General features: G+C 62.9%; 14 protein-coding genes and 1 pseudogene. 5 read left to right on the forward strand and 10 right to left on the reverse strand.

Translation table 11 applies throughout. The annotated features are described in order from the left end of the window. The 5 genes from EN749_RS13830 to EN749_RS13850 all read left to right on the forward strand — a co-directional run. Positions 1-1,410: GMC family oxidoreductase (locus tag EN749_RS13830; RefSeq protein WP_145990915.1), on the forward strand; the 1,410-nt coding region annotated here is incomplete at its 5' end. Next, positions 1,407-2,168: a 3-ketoacyl-ACP reductase gene (locus EN749_RS13835; protein ID WP_128363339.1), complete on the forward strand. Its 762-nt coding sequence runs from the start codon at positions 1,407-1,409 to the stop codon at positions 2,166-2,168. The genes EN749_RS13830 and EN749_RS13835, both read left to right, overlap by 4 nt. A 12-nt stretch (positions 2,169-2,180) precedes the next feature. Further along, positions 2,181-3,830, forward strand: a complete 1,650-nt coding sequence (locus EN749_RS13840; protein WP_128363340.1) for a choline dehydrogenase — start codon at positions 2,181-2,183, stop codon at positions 3,828-3,830. Beyond that, positions 3,827-4,135: a Dabb family protein gene (locus EN749_RS13845; RefSeq protein WP_127809375.1), complete on the forward strand. Its 309-nt coding sequence runs from the start codon at positions 3,827-3,829 to the stop codon at positions 4,133-4,135. The genes EN749_RS13840 and EN749_RS13845 overlap by 4 nt, the downstream gene beginning before the upstream one ends. Before the next feature lie 171 nt (positions 4,136-4,306). After that, a complete protein-coding gene (locus EN749_RS13850) occupies positions 4,307-5,524 on the forward strand; it encodes an MFS transporter (protein ID WP_027037618.1) in 1,218 nt (405 codons plus the stop codon). A 7-nt stretch (positions 5,525-5,531) separates the two neighbouring features. On the opposite strand, the gene EN749_RS13855 is transcribed toward EN749_RS13850, so the two are convergent. The 10 genes and pseudogenes from EN749_RS13855 to EN749_RS13900 all read right to left on the reverse strand — a co-directional run. Next, a complete protein-coding gene (locus tag EN749_RS13855; protein WP_127329389.1) occupies positions 5,532-6,377 on the reverse strand; it encodes an EamA family transporter in 846 nt (281 codons plus the stop codon). 7 nt (positions 6,378-6,384) lie between these two features. Further along, the gene (locus EN749_RS13860; RefSeq protein ID WP_128363341.1) at positions 6,385-7,287 is read right to left on the reverse strand and encodes an endonuclease/exonuclease/phosphatase family protein; all 903 of its coding nucleotides are present in this window, start codon (positions 7,285-7,287) and stop codon (positions 6,385-6,387) included. A gap of 164 nt (positions 7,288-7,451) precedes the next feature. After that, positions 7,452-9,002 (reverse strand): sodium:proton antiporter, encoded by a 1,551-nt coding sequence (locus tag EN749_RS13865; protein ID WP_127809373.1) that lies wholly within the window; start codon positions 9,000-9,002, stop codon positions 7,452-7,454. Positions 9,003-9,284: 282 nt separating this feature from the next. Continuing rightward, on the reverse strand, positions 9,285-10,349 hold the full coding sequence (locus EN749_RS13870) for an ABC transporter ATP-binding protein (protein WP_023810097.1): 1,065 nt from the start codon (positions 10,347-10,349) through the stop codon (positions 9,285-9,287). 16 nt (positions 10,350-10,365) lie between these two features. Beyond that, complete coding sequence (locus EN749_RS13875; RefSeq protein WP_027037623.1) at positions 10,366-11,157, reverse strand: ABC transporter permease; 792 nt, start codon at positions 11,155-11,157, stop codon at positions 10,366-10,368. Then, positions 11,154-12,068, reverse strand: a complete 915-nt coding sequence (locus tag EN749_RS13880) for an ABC transporter permease subunit (protein WP_023810098.1) — start codon at positions 12,066-12,068, stop codon at positions 11,154-11,156. The genes EN749_RS13875 and EN749_RS13880 overlap by 4 nt, the downstream gene beginning before the upstream one ends. A 63-nt stretch (positions 12,069-12,131) precedes the next feature. Continuing rightward, on the reverse strand, positions 12,132-13,238 hold the full coding sequence (locus EN749_RS13885; RefSeq protein ID WP_127809372.1) for an ABC transporter substrate-binding protein: 1,107 nt from the start codon (positions 13,236-13,238) through the stop codon (positions 12,132-12,134). A gap of 242 nt (positions 13,239-13,480) precedes the next feature. Beyond that, positions 13,481-14,653 (reverse strand): iron-containing alcohol dehydrogenase, encoded by a 1,173-nt coding sequence (locus EN749_RS13890; RefSeq protein WP_127329395.1) that lies wholly within the window; start codon positions 14,651-14,653, stop codon positions 13,481-13,483. 17 nt (positions 14,654-14,670) lie between these two features. After that, positions 14,671-16,059: an aldehyde dehydrogenase family protein gene (locus EN749_RS13895; protein WP_128363342.1), complete on the reverse strand. Its 1,389-nt coding sequence runs from the start codon at positions 16,057-16,059 to the stop codon at positions 14,671-14,673. A 125-nt stretch (positions 16,060-16,184) separates the two neighbouring features. Then, positions 16,185-16,473 (reverse strand): annotated as a pseudogene (locus tag EN749_RS13900) (glutamine synthetase); the annotation flags it as partial.

The raw sequence follows: 16,473 nt of genomic DNA on the forward strand, positions 1-16,473 counted from the left end.
ATGCTGGAGCGCGGCGAGCCGTTGCCGGCGACGCCGCACGCGCGCGACACGCGCTCGATCTTCGTCAACGGCCATTATAGGCCGAAGGAGATGTGGCGTGAGGCCGGTGGTGCCGCCTTCAACCCCGGCAATTATTACTATGTCGGCGGCAATTCGAAGTTCTATGGCGCGGTGCTGATCCGCTACCGCAAGGAGGACTTTGCGGCCATGGAGCATTTCGGCGGCGTCTCTCCGGCATGGCCGTTCACCTATGACGAATTCGAGCCCTGGTATTCGAAAGCCGAACAGCTGTTTCGCGTGCGCGGTGCACTGGGCGAGGATCCGACCGAGCCGTTCCATTCGGTCCCCTACGCCTACAAGCCGGTGCCCGACGAGGCACCGATCGCCCGCGCCCGCGCCGAGCTGAAGGGCCTCGGCCTGCATCCAGCCTCGCTGCCGCTCGGCGTCGACATCGACACCTGGCTGAAAGAGGGCAAGACCGGCTGGGATGCTTTCCCGAACACCGGCCAGGGCAAGGTCGACGCGCAGACGGGTCCGCTGACGGCTGCGCTGACCGATCAGAACATCAAGCTCGAGACCGGCGCTTACGTCGAATATCTCGAAGCCTCGCCAGACGGCACGACGATATCAGCCATTCACTACCGGCAGAATGGCGAGCTGAAGAAAGTATCGCCGAAGCTGGTCATCCTGTCGGCCGGCGCGGTCAACTCCGCCGTCATCCTGCTGCGCTCGCCCACATCGGATGGCAAAGGCCTAGCCAACCGCTCCGACCAGGTCGGCCGCAATTTCATGAACCACAATTCCAGCGCCATGCTGGCGATCGACCCGCGCCGTCGCAACGATGCCGTCTACCAGAAGACCTTGATGCTGAACGACTATTACCTGTCCGACGGCAAGGGCGGCAAGCCGCTGGGGAACGTCCAGTTGCTCGGCAAGATCGACGGCAACATGCTGCGGGCCAATGTCAAATACACGCCGGGATTCGCGCTCGATTTCATGGCCGGCCACGCCGTCGACTGGTACCTGATGTGCGAGGATCTGCCCGATCCTGAAAGCCGCATCATGGTCGACGGCAAGGACATCGTCATGCAGTGGCGGCGCTCCAACATGCAGTCGCTCGACGGGCTGACCAAGGTGATGCGCGAAAATTTCCGCGCCTGCGGTTATCCCATCGTTCTGTCGCGCCCCTTCGACAAGCGCACGCCGTCGCACCAATGCGGCACGATAAAGATGGGCGACGATCCGGCGACGGCGGCGCTCGACCCTTACTGCCGCTCCTTCGACCACCGGAACCTCTTCGTCGTCGATGGAAGCTTCTTGCCCAATTCGGCCGCCGTGAACCCGGCGCTGTCGATCGCCGCCCAGGCATTGCGCGTTGCCGATCACATCCGCAAGACTAGCTTCCAATGACCCGCCCCTCCGCCATCGTCACCGGCGGCGCGCGCGGCATTGGGCTTGCCTGCGCCCAAGCACTGGCGGATGCCGGCTTCGATATTCTGGTCGTCGACCTTGCCGAAACGGCCGCTGACAGACTTGCCGCCGACATCACCAAGCGCCGCGCAAAATTCGCCTACGTCCAGTCCGACATCGCCGATCTCGCCAGCCACACCGTACTTGTCGATGCCGCGATGCGCGCCTTCGGCCGCATCGACTGCCTGGTCAACAATGCCGGCGTCGGCGCCGTGGTGCGCGGTGACCTCTTGGACCTCAAGCCGGAGAATTTCGACCGCACGCTCGGCATCAATCTGCGCGGCACCGTGTTCCTCAGCCAAGCCGTGGCCAAGGCGATGCTGGCTGCGCCAGGCGATCACCAGAGGTCGATCATCACCATCACCTCGGTCAGCGCCGAAATGGCATCGCCGGAGCGGCCGGACTATTGCATCTCGAAAGCCGGCCTTTCAATGTGGGTGAAGAACCTGGCGCTTAGGCTTGCGCCCGAAAATATCGGCGTGTTCGAGGTCCGGCCAGGCATCATCCGCACCGATATGACATCAGGCGTGACCGCCAAATATGACGCCCTCATCGACGGCGGTCTGGTGCCGGCAAAGCGCTGGGGCGAAGCATCAGACATCGGCGCGGTGGTGGCAACACTCGCTGGCGGAAAACTCGGCTTTTCGACCGGCTCGATCATCAATGTCGACGGTGCGCTCTCCGTGCCGCGGCTGTAAGTGGACAGTGTCATGACCGACTACATCATCGTGGGCGCCGGTCCGGCCGGCTGCGTTCTGGCCAACCGGCTGAGCGAGAATCCGGCAAATTCGGTCCTGCTGCTGGAGGCTGGCGGTAAGGACTGGCATCCCTACATCCACATGCCGGCAGGCTTCGCCAAGATGACCAAAGGCATCGCCTCCTGGGGCTGGTCGACCGTGCCGCAGAAGCACATGAAGGATCGCGTCTTCTGGTACACGCAGGCCAAGGTTGTCGGCGGCGGCTCGTCCATCAACGCCCAGATCTATACACGCGGCAACGCCCGCGATTACGACGCCTGGGAGAAGGAAGAGGGCCTCGCCGGCTGGGGCTATCGCGATGTGTTGCCCTATTTCAAACGCGCTGAGAACAACCAGCGCTACGCCAACGATTTTCACGGCGACCAGGGGCCGCTCGGCGTCTCGAACCCGATTGCGCCGTTGCCGATCTGCGAAGCCTATTTCCGTGCCGGCCAGGAGATGGGCATCCCCTTCAACCCGGACTTCAACGGCGCTGCCCAAGAAGGCGTCGGCTACTACCAGCTGACCCAGAAGGATGCCCGGCGCTCGTCCGCTTCAGTCGCCTATTTGAAGCCGATCCGCGCCCGCAAGAACCTGACCGTCCGAACCGATGTGCTGGTGACGCGCATCGTCGTCGAGAAGGGCCGCGCCATCGGCGTCGAATTGGTCGACAGGCCAGGCGGCGAGAAGAAAATCCTGCACGCCGAGCGCGAGGTGATCGTCTCGTCCGGCGCCATCGGCTCGCCGAAACTCCTGATGCAGTCGGGCATCGGCCCCGCGGACCATCTGAAGTCGGTCGGCATCACGCCGGTGCACCACCTGCCCGGCGTCGGCTCCAACATGCAGGACCATCTCGATCTGTTCGTCATCGCCGAATGCACCGGCGATCACACCTATGACAACTACGCCAAGCTGCACCGCACGGCATGGGCCGGCCTGCAATATCTGCTGCTGAAGAAGGGGCCGGTGGCCTCCAGCCTGTTCGAGACCGGCGGCTTCTGGTACGCCGACCCGACAGCCGCCTCGCCCGACATCCAGTTTCATCTCGGCTTGGGCTCCGGCATCGAAGCCGGCGTCGAGAAGCTGAAAAACCCCGGCGTCACCCTGAACTCGGCTTTCCTGCGGCCGCGCTCGCGCGGCACGGTGCGGCTGAAGAGCGCCGACCCGGCCGACCACCCGCTGATTGATCCGAACTACTGGTCCGATCCCTATGACCGCGCCATGTCGATCAAGGGGCTGCGGCTGGCCCGCGAGATCATGCGGCAGAAGGCGCTTGCCCCTTACGTACTGCGCGAGGTGCTGCCCGGCCCGTCACTCGCCAGCGACGACGAGCTGTTCGACTATGCCTGCCGCAGTTCCAAGACCGACCACCATCCGGTCGGCACCTGCCGCATGGGCCATGACGAGATGGCTGTCGTGACGCCGGATCTGCGGCTGCGCGGCATCGAGGGCCTGCGCGTCTGCGACGCCTCGGTGATGCCGCGCGTGCCTTCATCCAACACCAATGCACCGACCATCATGGTCGGTGAAAAGGGCGCCGACCTGGTCCTTGGCCGCGAGCCGCTGCCGCCGGCGGTGTTTTCCGGAAACCGGGCTGCTCAGCCACTGAGGGGTAAGACATGATCAGGCACTGTGTTTTCGCCAAGTTTCGCAACGATGTTGCCGCCGCCGAGCGCAAGGCGATCCATTCCGATCTCGAGGCGCTTCGACAGGTGATCGACGGCATGGACGCCGTAAAATTCAGCGCCAATGTCAGCCCGGAGCCGTTCGCACGCGGCTTCACCCACGGCTTCACCATCGATTTCCGCGATGCTGCCGCGCGCGATGCCTATCTTGTGCATGAAGCGCACCAGCGCGCCGGCGCGCGCCTGGTCGCTGCCCTGGAAGGCGGCACGGACGGACTGCTGGTGTTTGATCTCGAAATCTAGACCTCATTCTCAAGCCACGATCGAGTTCATCTACAGATCGCACCGGTCGCTCCTCATCGCACCTTCCGCCATTCCAGCGGGCGTTCGATCAAATGAGCCACGCGAAAACGTGACCACCGGTCTTCCCTGAACTGGCCGATAATTCCCCCATCGATGATGATGGAGGAAGATTTGCCCCTTAATTCGCAGCAGAAGAAGACCGTCCTCGCCTCATTCCTGGGCTGGACGCTCGATGCTTTCGATTTCTTCCTTCTGACATTCCTGCTCACCGATATCGCGACCGAATTCCACGCCGACGTGCCCGCGGTCTCCAAGGCGCTGTTCCTGACCTTGGCGACACGCTTCATCGGCGCGTTCTTCTTCGGCATGCTTGCCGACAAATACGGGCGCAAGCCGATCCTCATGCTCAACATCGTCAGCTATTCGGTGATCGGCGCGCTGGCCGCCTTCTCGCCCAATCTCGGCATATTCCTCGCCCTGCGTGCTTTGTTCGGCATCGCCATGGGCGGCGAATGGGGGCTGGGCAGTTCGCTGGCCATGGAATCCATTCCGCCGAGCGCACGCGGCATGGTCTCCGGCATCCTGCAATGCGGCTATCCGGCCGGCTATCTGCTGGCGGCGGTGGTCTATGGCCTGCTCTATCAGCAGACGATCGGCGGCTACACGATCGGCTGGCGCGCCATGTTCCTGCTCAGCTTCGTGCCGGCGCTGATCGTGCTCTTTATCCGCTCGCATGTGCCGGAATCGCCGGCCTTCGTCGAAGCGCAGAAGACGGCTCGACCTGGCATGTGGGAAACGCTGCAGAAGCACTGGGGCGTCGCGCTCTATGCCGTCGTGCTGATGATGTTCTTCAATTTCTTCAGTCATGGCACGCAGGACCTCTACCCTACCTTCCTGAAGAAGCAGCACGGCTTCGATCCGCATACGGTGAGCTGGATCACCATCGTCGCCAATATCGGCGCCATCGTCGGCGGCCTAGCCTTCGGCGCGCTGTCGGAGAAGATCGGCCGCGTTAACGCCATCACGCTGGCATGCCTGATCGCCTTGCCGTCCATCCCGCTATGGGCCTACTCGACCACGCCGTTCATGCTCGCCATCGGCGCCTTCGTCATGCAGGTCGCGGTCCAGGGTGCCTGGGGCGTCATCCCCGTGCACCTCAACGAGCTTTCGCCCGGAGCGGTGCGGGCGACCTTGCCCGGCTTTATCTATCAGGCGGGCAATCTCGCCGCGTCCTATGGCGGCCCCTATCAGGCAGGAATCGCTGAAAGCGCCGGAGGCAGCTATGGCTATGCCCTGGCGCTGTTCGCAGGCGTGGTCGCCGTCTGCATCATCGTCGTCATCCGCTTCAGCCCGGAACGACGTGGCCAGGTGATGACCGTCCTGACCTGAGCGGCGCCTAACCAAGCCTCAGCGCGACGACGCCGGCCACGATGCTGAGCGCGGCGGCACCGCGCCAGCCGGTCATTTTTTCGCCGAGAGCGAAGACCGAGATCATCATGGCAAACAGGATCGAGGTTTCGCGCAGCGAGGCCACCGAAGCGATCGGTGCTTTGGTCATCGCCCACATGACGATCCAATAGGCGGCGCCGCTGAGTACGCCGGTGAACAGCCCTGCCTTCCAGTCGCGCGCCAACACCGGCAGCGCCTTCGGCCCGCGGAAGATGAGGCACAGCACCAACGCGCCTAAAGCATCGCAGATGAACAGCCAGGCGGCATAGCTCTGCGCGGTTGCCGCCAGCCGCGCGCCACTGCCGTCCGACAGCGTATAGCTGGCGATGAAGATGGAAGTGCCGAGCGCGAAGCCAACCGCGCGCAGATTGAGTTTTTCCAGATGCGCGCCGCCACGAAACGACATCACCAGCGTGCCGGCCGACAACAGGAAGATGCCGAGCATGGCGAACGGGCCGGGAATCTCGGCAACGACGAACATGCCGCCGAAGGCTGAGAGCAGAGGTGCGGTGCCGCGCGCCAGCGGATAGGTCTGGGCGAAATCGCCGGCCTTGTAGGCGCCGATCAGGAAGGTCCGGTAGCCCATGTGGAAAACGACGGAGGCGATGATGTAGGGCCACACCTCCGCCTTCGGCACTTCGACGAAGGGCAGCACCACGAGTGCCGCCGCGCCCATGCCTAATGTCATCAGCGTGATCGACAGGAAGCGGTCGAGATGAACCTTGACCAGCGCATTCCAGATCGCGTGCATGGCAGCGGCGGCAAGCACTGCAAAGAAGACGAAAAGCGTCATGCGCGGCTCATGTGGCGATGCCCGGCGTTTCCAGGTCTATGTCCACCCGCAGCGGAAAATGATCCGAGGCAACCTCGCCGATGTCTGCACTGATCGAACGCACCCGCCCGGCGAACATGCCGCCGACGAAGCAATGGTCGAGCCGGCGCTTTGCCAGTCTGCCGTCGATGGTCTTCACATGGGTGTGGAAGTCCGGAACCGGCTCCCCGGCAACGGCGGCGGCATCGACGAAACCGCTGAGATAGGCGGCACCTCGATGGTAGGGCGTGCTGCCGACGATGCGGCGATACTCGGCGCTGTCCGGCTCCATGTTGAAATCACCCATCCAGATCGCCGCCAGCGGGTTTTCCGGCTCCGCTTCGCCGCTGGTCCAATTGCGCGTGGGCTCGTCGTCGACGCCGCTCCACGGTCCGCCATCGGACGGTGCCCGGCGATGCTCGGCCATGAGGTAGTCGATCTGCTCCAGCCGCTCCTCGGCCGCGATATGGGCGAGATGCAGCGACAACACCCGCACCGGCCCTGCCGGCGTGCGGATCATGCATTCAAGCGCGGCGTTGCGGGTGTTGAGCGGCCGCTGCGTTCGGCGCATTGGCAGCGCATGCAGCCGCGACCAGACGATCGGCAGTTTCGACAGCACCATGGTGCCGAACTGGCGGCGCCGATTGACCAGACGGCCGTCGCGCCTTTCGCTGGCGTCCATGTCGAAGGCCGGGCCGTAGACCCAGTGATGTTCGGGCAGCAGACGGGAAAGCAGCTCCGGCTGGTCGTCGTAATTGCTGCGTTGCCAGTGCCGCTCGACTTCCTGCAGCGCAATGATGTCGGCACCGGCAACGATGCGCGCGGCGCGCGAAAGATCGTAGCGGCCGTCGCCGCCGAACCCGTACTGGATGTTGTAGCTGACCAGCTTCATTGCTTATCCGGCTCAATTTCGTGTTGGCAGTAGCGGTTCGATGCCACGGTTGCAATGTGCAGGAGAATGGACGTGGCTTGGACCAGCCTTGCTTCACCGGGATCATGCACCGATCCCGAAGCACTTCGATATCTTCCGTGCGCCGGAAAACGGCGTGCGATGCCTTATGTATTCAGCGGCTGGAACCGGCCGGGTGGCGACGCCGCCAGTTCGGTCCAGTCGATCTCTTCCTCCAGGCGATGATAGGCTTCGTCGCCAATCGTCCCGTTGCGGCGCAATTCCTCCAGCGCGTCGCGCTGGCTCTTGATCGCATAAAGACGCAAGCGGTCATATTCGGTCGCCGCCTGGGCATCGTCGGGATTTTTGGCGATCTTGCGTTGAGCGGCATATTGCTCGCGCACCGCGGCCGCCGCGTCCGATGTCTTGCCGCTCAATATGTCGAGGGCGGCCTGCATGACCACAACACGCGCCTGCGCAACCTCGCGGTCGACGGTTTCGTCAGGGTCGAGGTTCAGCAGGCGCAGCAGCGGCTTCAAGCTCATGCCTTGCAGCACCAGCGTGCCGAGCACGACCGTGAAAGCAGCGAGCACGATCGGGTCGCGGGCCGGGAATTCAGCCGGCAGGGCGAATGCCGCCGCAAGCGTCACCAAACCTCGCATCCCGCACCAGCCGATCAGCACGCCGCCACGAAACGACGGAGCGTCACGCTGACGATCAGCCACGCCGAAACGGCCAAACCACCTGATGATCGCTCCGCACCCCAGCACCCAGATGAGGCGTGAGACGATGACGATGGCAAGCACTGTCCCGGCCAGGACGAACGCATCGGTCTGCCCCTGCCCGGCAAGCCTGCCGACGATCGTACGCGCCTGCAGGCCCATCAGCACGAAAGCCAGAACATTGAGCACGAAGACCGCCGTCTCCCAGACCGAATAGGAGCTGATGCGGTTTCTGGCCGGCATGCGGCGCGGTGCGGTGCGGGCGATCGTCATGGCATAGACGACTATGGTGATGATGGCCGATAGTCCGATCCTGTCAGCCAGGATCCAGACCCCGAATGTGCCGGCAAATTGCACCACAGTGCCGCTCGCCGGGTCCTCGATCCGGCCCAGCGTCATCAGAGACACCCGGCCAAGCAGGTAGCCGGCGGCAAGGCTGCCGAGCGTGGACAGCAGGATCATCGGAACGGCGCTGCTCAGCAGAATGGAACCTGCTGCCGCCGAAATCGCCATCCGGTAGATCAGCAAGGCGGTGGCGTCGTTGAGCAGGCTCTCGCCTTGCAGAATGGCAGTGATGCGGTGCGGCACCTTGAACTGGCCAAGCACGGCCGATGCCGCAACCGCATCGGGCGGCGCCACGATGGCGCCAAGCGCTATGGCCGCGGCGATCGGCAGGCCTGCCATCGCCCAGCCGGCAAGTGCGACCGTCGCTGTCGTGAACAGGACGGCACCAAGCGCCAGCAGCACAAGCGGCACCCTGTAGCGGTTGAGATCGCGCAGCGAGGTATCATAGGCGGCATCGAGCAGCACCGGCGCGATGAACAGGGCTAGCGCCAGTTCCGGATCGATCTCTATGGTCGGCACGCCAGGCACGAAGGCGATGGCCACCCCGGCCAGCGCCAGCAAAGAGGGATAGGGAACCTGTACGCGCCGCGACAGCGCCGTCAGCGCAACGGCGATCAACAGCAGAACGAGTGTCAGTTCGAAAAGCGCCATGGCCTGTTATAGCCGGGATGCGAGACGCTGGCAGTGGCAAAGCGGCTGGAAACTGTTGATTGGCCAGCAAGCTCGAGCCGATGGGAATATGCCTCGAATTGCCTTCCACCGATGCCCTGCCAAATCGACAAATGCGCCGACCGCACCGACATCGAAATCACCGATAGAGGGCTCGCTTAAACACGGACTTCCCTGCATTGCAGCCCATTGCCACGCGGACGGAAGCATCTCCCGTCTTCGCAGACCGGGATGCAGCCATTCATTTTGAGCAAGCGCATCAGCCTAGTGCAGCACCAGCATGTCGCTCGACGAGAACGAGATCTCGGCCTTTTCACCGACTGCGGGTGGCGGGGTTGCCGGGCTGTTGAAGGTGTCGAGCGAGACCGTGTTGCCACCGATGCCGACGCGAACCCGGATGACCGAGCCGAGAAAATGCACTTCGGAGATTTCTCCCGAAAGGCTGGAGTCACGGCCGGGCTGACGGCCCAGCGAAATCGCTTCCGGACGCAGCGCCAGCGACAGCGTGTCACCTGATTTGGAGCCGTTGAGCTTGCCCTTGAGCGAAACCTGTTCGGAATTGACCCGCACCGTGCCTGCAGCCGCATCGGTGACGGTGCCTTCCAGCACGTTCAGCGTGCCGACGAAATTGGCGACGAACTTGGTCGCCGGACGGTTGTAGATCTCGAACGGCGTGCCGACCTGCTCGGCTTTGCCGCCATACATGACGGCGATGCGGTCGGAGATCGACAGCGCCTCTTCCTGGTCGTGCGTGACAAAGATAGTGGTGATGCCGAGCTTCTTCTGGATCGAGCGGATTTCCTCGCGCAGCGACACGCGCACCTTGGCGTCGAGCGCCGACAGCGGCTCGTCGAGCAGCAGCAGCTTCGGCTTCGGCGCGATAGCGCGGGCCAATGCGATACGCTGCTGCTGGCCGCCCGAGAGCTGGTAGGGATAGCGATCCGCCATCTGCGGCAGCTTGATGATGCCGAGCATTTCGGCGACACGAGCATCGATGTCCGCCCTGGGCATGCCGGCGACCTTCAGGCCAAAGCCGATATTCTGCGCCACGGTCAGGTTCGGAAACAGCGCATAGGCCTGGAACACCATGCCGACATTGCGCTGGTTGGGTTTCAACCTCGTAATGTCCTTGCCGCCGACGACGATCGTGCCCGCGCTCGGCTCCTCGAAGCCCGCCACCATGCGCAGCACGGTGGTCTTGCCGCAGCCGGACGGGCCGAGGAAGGAGACGAATTCGCCGCGCTCGACGTCAAGATTGAAGTCCTCGACCACCGTTGTGGCGCCGAAGGATTTTCGAACGTGCTGGATGGAGAGGAATGGGTCGGCCATGGCGTGGTTCTCTCGATCAATTTGGGCGGTTCGCCGATTTCGGCGCGAAGCGGGACAGTATCTGGATCAGCGACATGCAGCCCCAGGTGATGGCGAAGGCGATGATGGCAAGTGCCGCCGGCTCATAGGCGCGGTTGGCGCCGATATTCTGCAGATAGGGGCCGAAGGCCGGCCGGTTGAGCAGGCTGGCCATGGTGAATTCGCCGATGACGATGGCGAAGGTGAGGAAGGCGCCCGAGAGCACCGCGATCAGCACGTTGGGCAGGATGACACGGGTGATGATCGTCCCCCAACCAGCACCAAGGATCTGTGCCGCCTCCGTCAGTGTGCGCACGTCGATGGTGCGAAGCCCGGTGTCGACGGCGCGATACATGTACGGCAGCGCCAGTGTTGCATAGCCGATGACCAGCAAGGCATTGGTGCCTGTATCGGTCGCCAGGAACGGCAGCGGCGAATTCGACCCGTACATTCTGATGTAGCCGAAGACGATGACGATGGCCGGAATGACCAGCGGCAGCAGGGTAATGAATTCGACGATCGGCCGCAATTGCGGCAGCCGAAGCCGAATCCAATAAGCGGCGGGCACCACGATCAGCACGCCGAGAATGATGGTGAAAACGGCGGCCAGTACCGAATAGCCGAAGGTGGCCTGGAAGCGGGCATCGCCCAACACGACCTTGTAGGCGTCGAAGGAGTACTCCCCGCGCCGCATGCGCATCGAGAACTCCACGGTCGCGATCAGCGGGATGAAAAAGTAGGCCGCGCCAAGAGCAAAGACGAGCCAGGCCCAGAACTTTCCCGACTTCATTTCAGCCACCTCTCGGAACGGGTCCGGAACCAGATGTAGAACACATTGGCAAGACCTGTGATGACGATCATGCCGAAGGCGATGGCATAACCGAGATGGGCATTGTGCAGCACATCTCCACGGATCTGTGCATAGAGCAAAATCGGCACGATGTTGAGCGACGAGCCGGTCAGCGCATAGGCGGTGGCGATGGCGCCGAAGGCGTTGGCGAACAACAGGATCACGGTGCCGAGGAAACTCGGCCAGATCACCGGAATGACCACCATGCGCCAGTACTGGGACATGGTCGCGCCCAGCGTCGCGGCAGCCTCGCCCCATTCCTTCTTCAGCCCGTCGATGGCCGGCACGATGATCACCACCATCAGCGGTATCTGGAAATAGACATAGGTCAGTGTCAGGCCCCAGAATGACAGGATGTTGAAGCCGTGCGCGTAGATGTTAAGGCCGAACACGGTGTTCAGGATCACCGTCGCAAGGCCGAGGCGGCCGAGCGTGGCGAGGAAGGCAAAGGCCAGCGGCACGCCGGCAAAATTGGAGGCCACGCCGGAAAAGGTCAGTGTCGCCGAACGTATCCAGTCCGGCAGGCCACCGCGCACGATGGCGATGGCAATCGCCAGGCCCGCAAATGCGCCAATCAGCGATGACGCAAGACTGATCTTGATCGAAATCCAGTAGGCGGCAACGATGGACGGTTGCGCCAGCGCTGCGATGTTCTCGAGCGTGAATTCGCCGGCATCGTTCTGGAATGCACCCAGCATCAGATAGAGCGTGGGCAGGATGAGGAACATGATGGCGAAGATGAAGAAAGGCGCGACACCAAGCCATTGTGTCGGCAGCCGCATGCTGCGTGCTTCGGCGGGAGGCGCAGTCTTCCCGGTAACAGCGTGGTCGGACAATGAGATATCGGTCATGCGCCGGCTACCGTCTTCGAGAGAAGGACCGGGCGGCCGCGAAGCCGCCCGGCATGGTGTGAGTTACTTCACGTTGGCGCCGACGACGGCATCCCAGTTCTTGGTGATGGCTTCCTTGGACTTGCCCTGCTCCTCGAGTGTCGGGAACACGGCGGACGCATAGGCTTCGGCCGGCGGCAGCTTGGCCAGGATGTCAGCCGGGATCTTGCCGTTCTTGGCGAGATCGTTGAAGCGGATCGGGTGGCAATAGCCTTTCAGCCAGCCGATCTGGCCTTCGTCCGAGTAGAGGTATTCGAGCCAGAGCTTGGCTGCATTCGGATGCGGCGCGTAGGCGCTGATCGCCTGCACGTAGACACCGGCGACAACACCGGTCTTCGGCACGACGACGTCGACGGGCGGATTGCCCTTCAGCGTGTCGCGGCCTGCGAGCGCGTTGTAGTCCCAGGTGACGAGGATCGGGGTCTGGCCCTGGGCGAGCGTCGCGGCCTTTCCGATGACCGGCACGAAATTGCCGGCGGCATTGAGCTTCTTGAAGAAGTCGAGGCCAGCGGTACCGGCAGCTTCACCAGCGGCGGCGCCTGACGACAGGCCGGCGGCATAAACCGCCTGGATCGCCTGGTTCGAGGCACGCGGATCACCGGCAAGGGCCACCGAGTTGGCGAATTCCGGCTTCAGCAGGTCGGCCCAGTCGGCCGGAGCTTCCTTGACGAGATCCTTGTTCACCTGGAAGGAAAGCACGCCGTAATAGTCGCCGGTCCAGAAACCTTCGGCATCCTTGGCGCTGTCGGGGATCGAGTCCCAGGTCGACACCTTGTAGGGCTGGATCAGGCCATCAGCCTTGGCGGTCGGGCCGAAGGACAGGCCGACGTCGATGACGTCGGGCGCCTGCGGGCCCTTGTTGTCCTTGTTGGCCTTGATCGCCTCGATCTCGTCGCCGGAACCGGCATCGGGATTGAGTTCGTTGACGGTGATTTCCGGATACTTCGCCTTGAAGCCTGCAATGACGTCGCCGTAGCCGCACCAGTCATGCGGCAACGCGATGGTGGTGAGCTGGCCTTCCGCCTTGGCGGCCTTGACGAGATCGTCCAGCGAATCCGCGGACGAAATCACCGTCGACGCGAAAAGCGCCGCGGCCGAAAGGGAAAGCACTTTCCCCGTGAATTTGAACATGTGTTCTCTCCGTTGAACTGACGCCGTTGGACGCCTGCGATGCGGTATCGTTTTCATGTGACAGCCAGATGAAAGCTTTGTGAAAGCGGCTGCTCGCAGTGCGAAAAAGTAAACTCTTTTTAACCTGATGTAGCAATCGCTCCGCGATTCTTTTTCCGGCTAATTAGTTTTTGCCTTGCCCGTCATCCTCCCCCTTGTTTTCATAGCCCCTTTTCAGATCACTTTGCGGCGCGGAAAACGCCTCAGATCGTGCCGGCGATGGCGTTTTCGAGCAAGGTCAGCGCCGCCTTCTTGGTCAGCTTGACCGGGTTGCCGCCGGCAGTCGGATCGACCACCGCCATATCGGCGATCAGCGTCTTACGCTTCTTGTCCATGTCGAGCCCCTTGATAAGGCCGGGCAGTGCATGCGGCACCTTCAGTTCCTTGCGAAGCTTGATGATGGCTTTGGCGAAGCCGTCAAAGCCGCCCTTGATGCCGCAATAGGCGGCGAGCCGGCCGATACGCTCCTCGATGGAGTCCCGGTTGAAGGCCAGAACATAGGGCATGAACACCGCGTTGGTCATGCCGTGATGGGTGTCGTAGAGCGCGCCGACCGGGTGCGACAGCGAATGGATGGCGCCGAGCCCTTTCTGGAAGGCGGTGGCGCCCATGGCGGCGGCGCTCATCATATGGGCGCGCGCAACGAGATCCCCGCCGTTGGCATAGGCCTTCGGCAGGTTCTCGAAGACCAACCTCACGCCTTCGACGGCGATGCCGTCGGCCATCGGATGGTAGCCGGGCGCGCAATAGGCTTCGAGGCAATGGGCCAGCGCATCCATGCCGGTACCGGCGGTGATGAAGCCCGGCATGCCGACCGAAAGCTCCGGATCGGCAATGACGATAGCCGGCAACAATTTGGGATGGAAGATGACCTTCTTGGTGTGCGTCGCCTCATTGGTGATGACGCCGGCGCGGCCGACCTCCGATCCGGTCCCGGCGGTGGTGGGCACGGCGATGATCGGCGCGATGGCATCCGAATTGGCGCGCGTCCACCAGTCGTCGACATCCTCGAAATCCCACACCGGCCTGACCTGCCCGGCCTGGAAGGCGATCAGCTTGCCGAGATCGAGCGCCGAGCCGCCGCCGAAGGCGATGACGCCGTCATGCTTGCCCTTCTTGAACACGGCGATGCCGGCGGTCAGGTTGGATTCGACCGGGTTCGGCCTGACCTCGGAGAAAACGCCGTAAGGGACCTTCGCATCGTCGAGGATCTCTAGGGTCGAGGCGACGACCGGCAGTTTCGCCAGTCCAGGGTCGGTGACGAACAACGGCCGCTTGATGCCGGTGGCCGCCAGCACCTCAGGCAATTCCTTGATGCGGCCGGCGCCGAAGCGGACGGTGGTGGGGTAGTTCCATTTGGAGATCAGCTTGGACATTTTTGTCTTTCAATAAATCAGATGGCTTCGCGCAGATGGAATGATTTCGGCCTGGTGAGATTGTCATAGCCGATGGCCGACAAGCCCGCGCCCTTGCCGGTGTCCTTGACGCCGGTCCAGACCAGTGCCGGATCGAGGTAGTCGCAGCGGTTCATGAACACCGTGCCGGTCTCGACGCGGTTGCCGATCGCAACCGCATGCTCGGTATCGCGGGTCCAGATCGAAGCCGTCAGCCCGTAAGGACTGTCGTTCATCAGCGCGATCGCCTCTTCGTCGTTACGCACCTTCATGATGCCGACGATCGGTCCAAAGCTCTCTTCGCGCATGACGCTCATCTGATGGTCAACATTGGTAAGCACTTCCGGCGCCAGATAGGGCGAACCGGCCTTGTCGTTAGCCACCTTCATGTTGACGTGCGCCACCGCGCCCTTGCGCAGCGCCTCGGCCTTCTGTTCACGGATCAGGTCGGCGAAGCGCGCCTGCGCCATCGGCCCCATCGTCGTCGCCTGGTCGAGCGGATTGCCGACGACATAGTTCTTGGTCTCGGCGATGAAGCCTTCGACGAATTCGTCATAGACCTTCTCGTGCACATAGACGCGCTCGATGCCGCAGCAGCACTGGCCGGAATTGTAGAAGGCGCCGTCGACCAGATTGGCGACGGCATGATCCATCTTGGCGTCAGGCAGCACATAGGCCGGATCCTTGCCGCCAAGTTCGAGGCCGAGCGTCATGAAGGTGCCCGCCGCCGCCTTTTCGATGGCGCGGCCGCCGCCGACCGAACCGGTGAAATTGACATGGTCGATCTTGCCGGAGCCGAGCAGTTTTTCGGTCTGCGCATGGTTCAGCACGACATTCTGGAACACGCCCTTGGGCAGGCCGACCTTGTCGAACGCCTGCTGAAAACGCTCGCCGACCAGCAGCGTCTGCGCCGCATGCTTGAGCATGACGGTGTTGCCGGCCATCAGCGCCGGCACGATGGTGTTGACGGCGGTGAGATAGGGATAATTCCACGGCGCGATCACCATGACCACGCCGAGCGGGTCCTTCTTCACATAGCGGCGGAAGCCGTCCTTCGGGTTGGAGGCAGGCACCGACTTGAGCGCCTGCTCGGCGATCTCGACCATATAGGTGGTGCGTTCCCTGACGCCGCCGAACTCGCCGCCGTAGCGTACGGGCCGCCCCATCTGCCAGGCGATCTCCGGCACGATCTCGTCTGATATCGCGACCAGCGCTTCCAGCATGGCGAGCATGTACTTGCCGCGCTCGACGATTGGCGTCAGCCCCCACTTCTCCTGAGCCGCCTTGGCACGCTCGACCGCGGCATTGATCGCCTGGTCGGTCGCGATCGGTCGCTCGGCATAGATCGAACCGTCGATGGGGGATATGAGTTTGACCGTCTCGGTCATTTTGTAAGTCCTCGTATTCTACAACAAAATCGTATGGCCTGGCGCTGCCCCTCATCTGCCTGCCGGCACCCTCTCCCCCACAGGGAGAGGGTAAGAGTGAAGGGGCGCCGACGAACCGTCGATACCTAGTACCGCTCGAACCCTCTGTGCAGTTCCCAATCCGTGATGCGGCGGTCGTATTCAAGCTGCTCCCACTTTGCGGTGTGGACATAATGTTCGAGCACATCCTCGCCGAGCGCCTGCTTGAGCATCTTCGACTTCGCAAGCGTCTCGGTGGCATCGCGCAGCGTCTTCGGAATCTCCGGCAGGCGCGATGCCTGATAGGCATCGCCGACGAACGGCTTCTGCAATTCCAGCTTCTCGTCGATGCCCGCAAGGCCGGCGGCGATCAGCGCTGCGAACGCAAGATACGGG

It is taken from the genome of Mesorhizobium sp. M7A.F.Ca.ET.027.02.1.1 (assembly GCF_004022985.1).
In the GTDB taxonomy this organism is placed as follows: Bacteria; Pseudomonadota; Alphaproteobacteria; order Rhizobiales; family Rhizobiaceae; genus Mesorhizobium.

Coding starts and splice junctions, on each gene's coding strand:
- EN749_RS13855 (WP_127329389.1), bottom strand. CDS start 6,377: ATGACGCTTTTCGTCTTCTTTGCAGTGCTTGCCGCCGCTGCCATGCAC.
- EN749_RS13865 (WP_127809373.1), bottom strand. CDS start 9,002: ATGGCGCTTTTCGAACTGACACTCGTTCTGCTGTTGATCGCCGTTGCG.
- EN749_RS13835 (WP_128363339.1), top strand. CDS start 1,407: ATGACCCGCCCCTCCGCCATCGTCACCGGCGGCGCGCGCGGCATTGGG.
- EN749_RS13840 (WP_128363340.1), top strand. CDS start 2,181: ATGACCGACTACATCATCGTGGGCGCCGGTCCGGCCGGCTGCGTTCTG.
- EN749_RS13875 (WP_027037623.1), bottom strand. CDS start 11,157: ATGAAGTCGGGAAAGTTCTGGGCCTGGCTCGTCTTTGCTCTTGGCGCG.
- EN749_RS13870 (WP_023810097.1), bottom strand. CDS start 10,349: ATGGCCGACCCATTCCTCTCCATCCAGCACGTTCGAAAATCCTTCGGC.
- EN749_RS13895 (WP_128363342.1), bottom strand. CDS start 16,059: ATGACCGAGACGGTCAAACTCATATCCCCCATCGACGGTTCGATCTAT.
- EN749_RS13885 (WP_127809372.1), bottom strand. CDS start 13,238: ATGTTCAAATTCACGGGGAAAGTGCTTTCCCTTTCGGCCGCGGCGCTT.
- EN749_RS13860 (WP_128363341.1), bottom strand. CDS start 7,287: ATGAAGCTGGTCAGCTACAACATCCAGTACGGGTTCGGCGGCGACGGC.
- EN749_RS13880 (WP_023810098.1), bottom strand. CDS start 12,068: ATGACCGATATCTCATTGTCCGACCACGCTGTTACCGGGAAGACTGCG.
- EN749_RS13845 (WP_127809375.1), top strand. CDS start 3,827: ATGATCAGGCACTGTGTTTTCGCCAAGTTTCGCAACGATGTTGCCGCC.
- EN749_RS13890 (WP_127329395.1), bottom strand. CDS start 14,653: ATGTCCAAGCTGATCTCCAAATGGAACTACCCCACCACCGTCCGCTTC.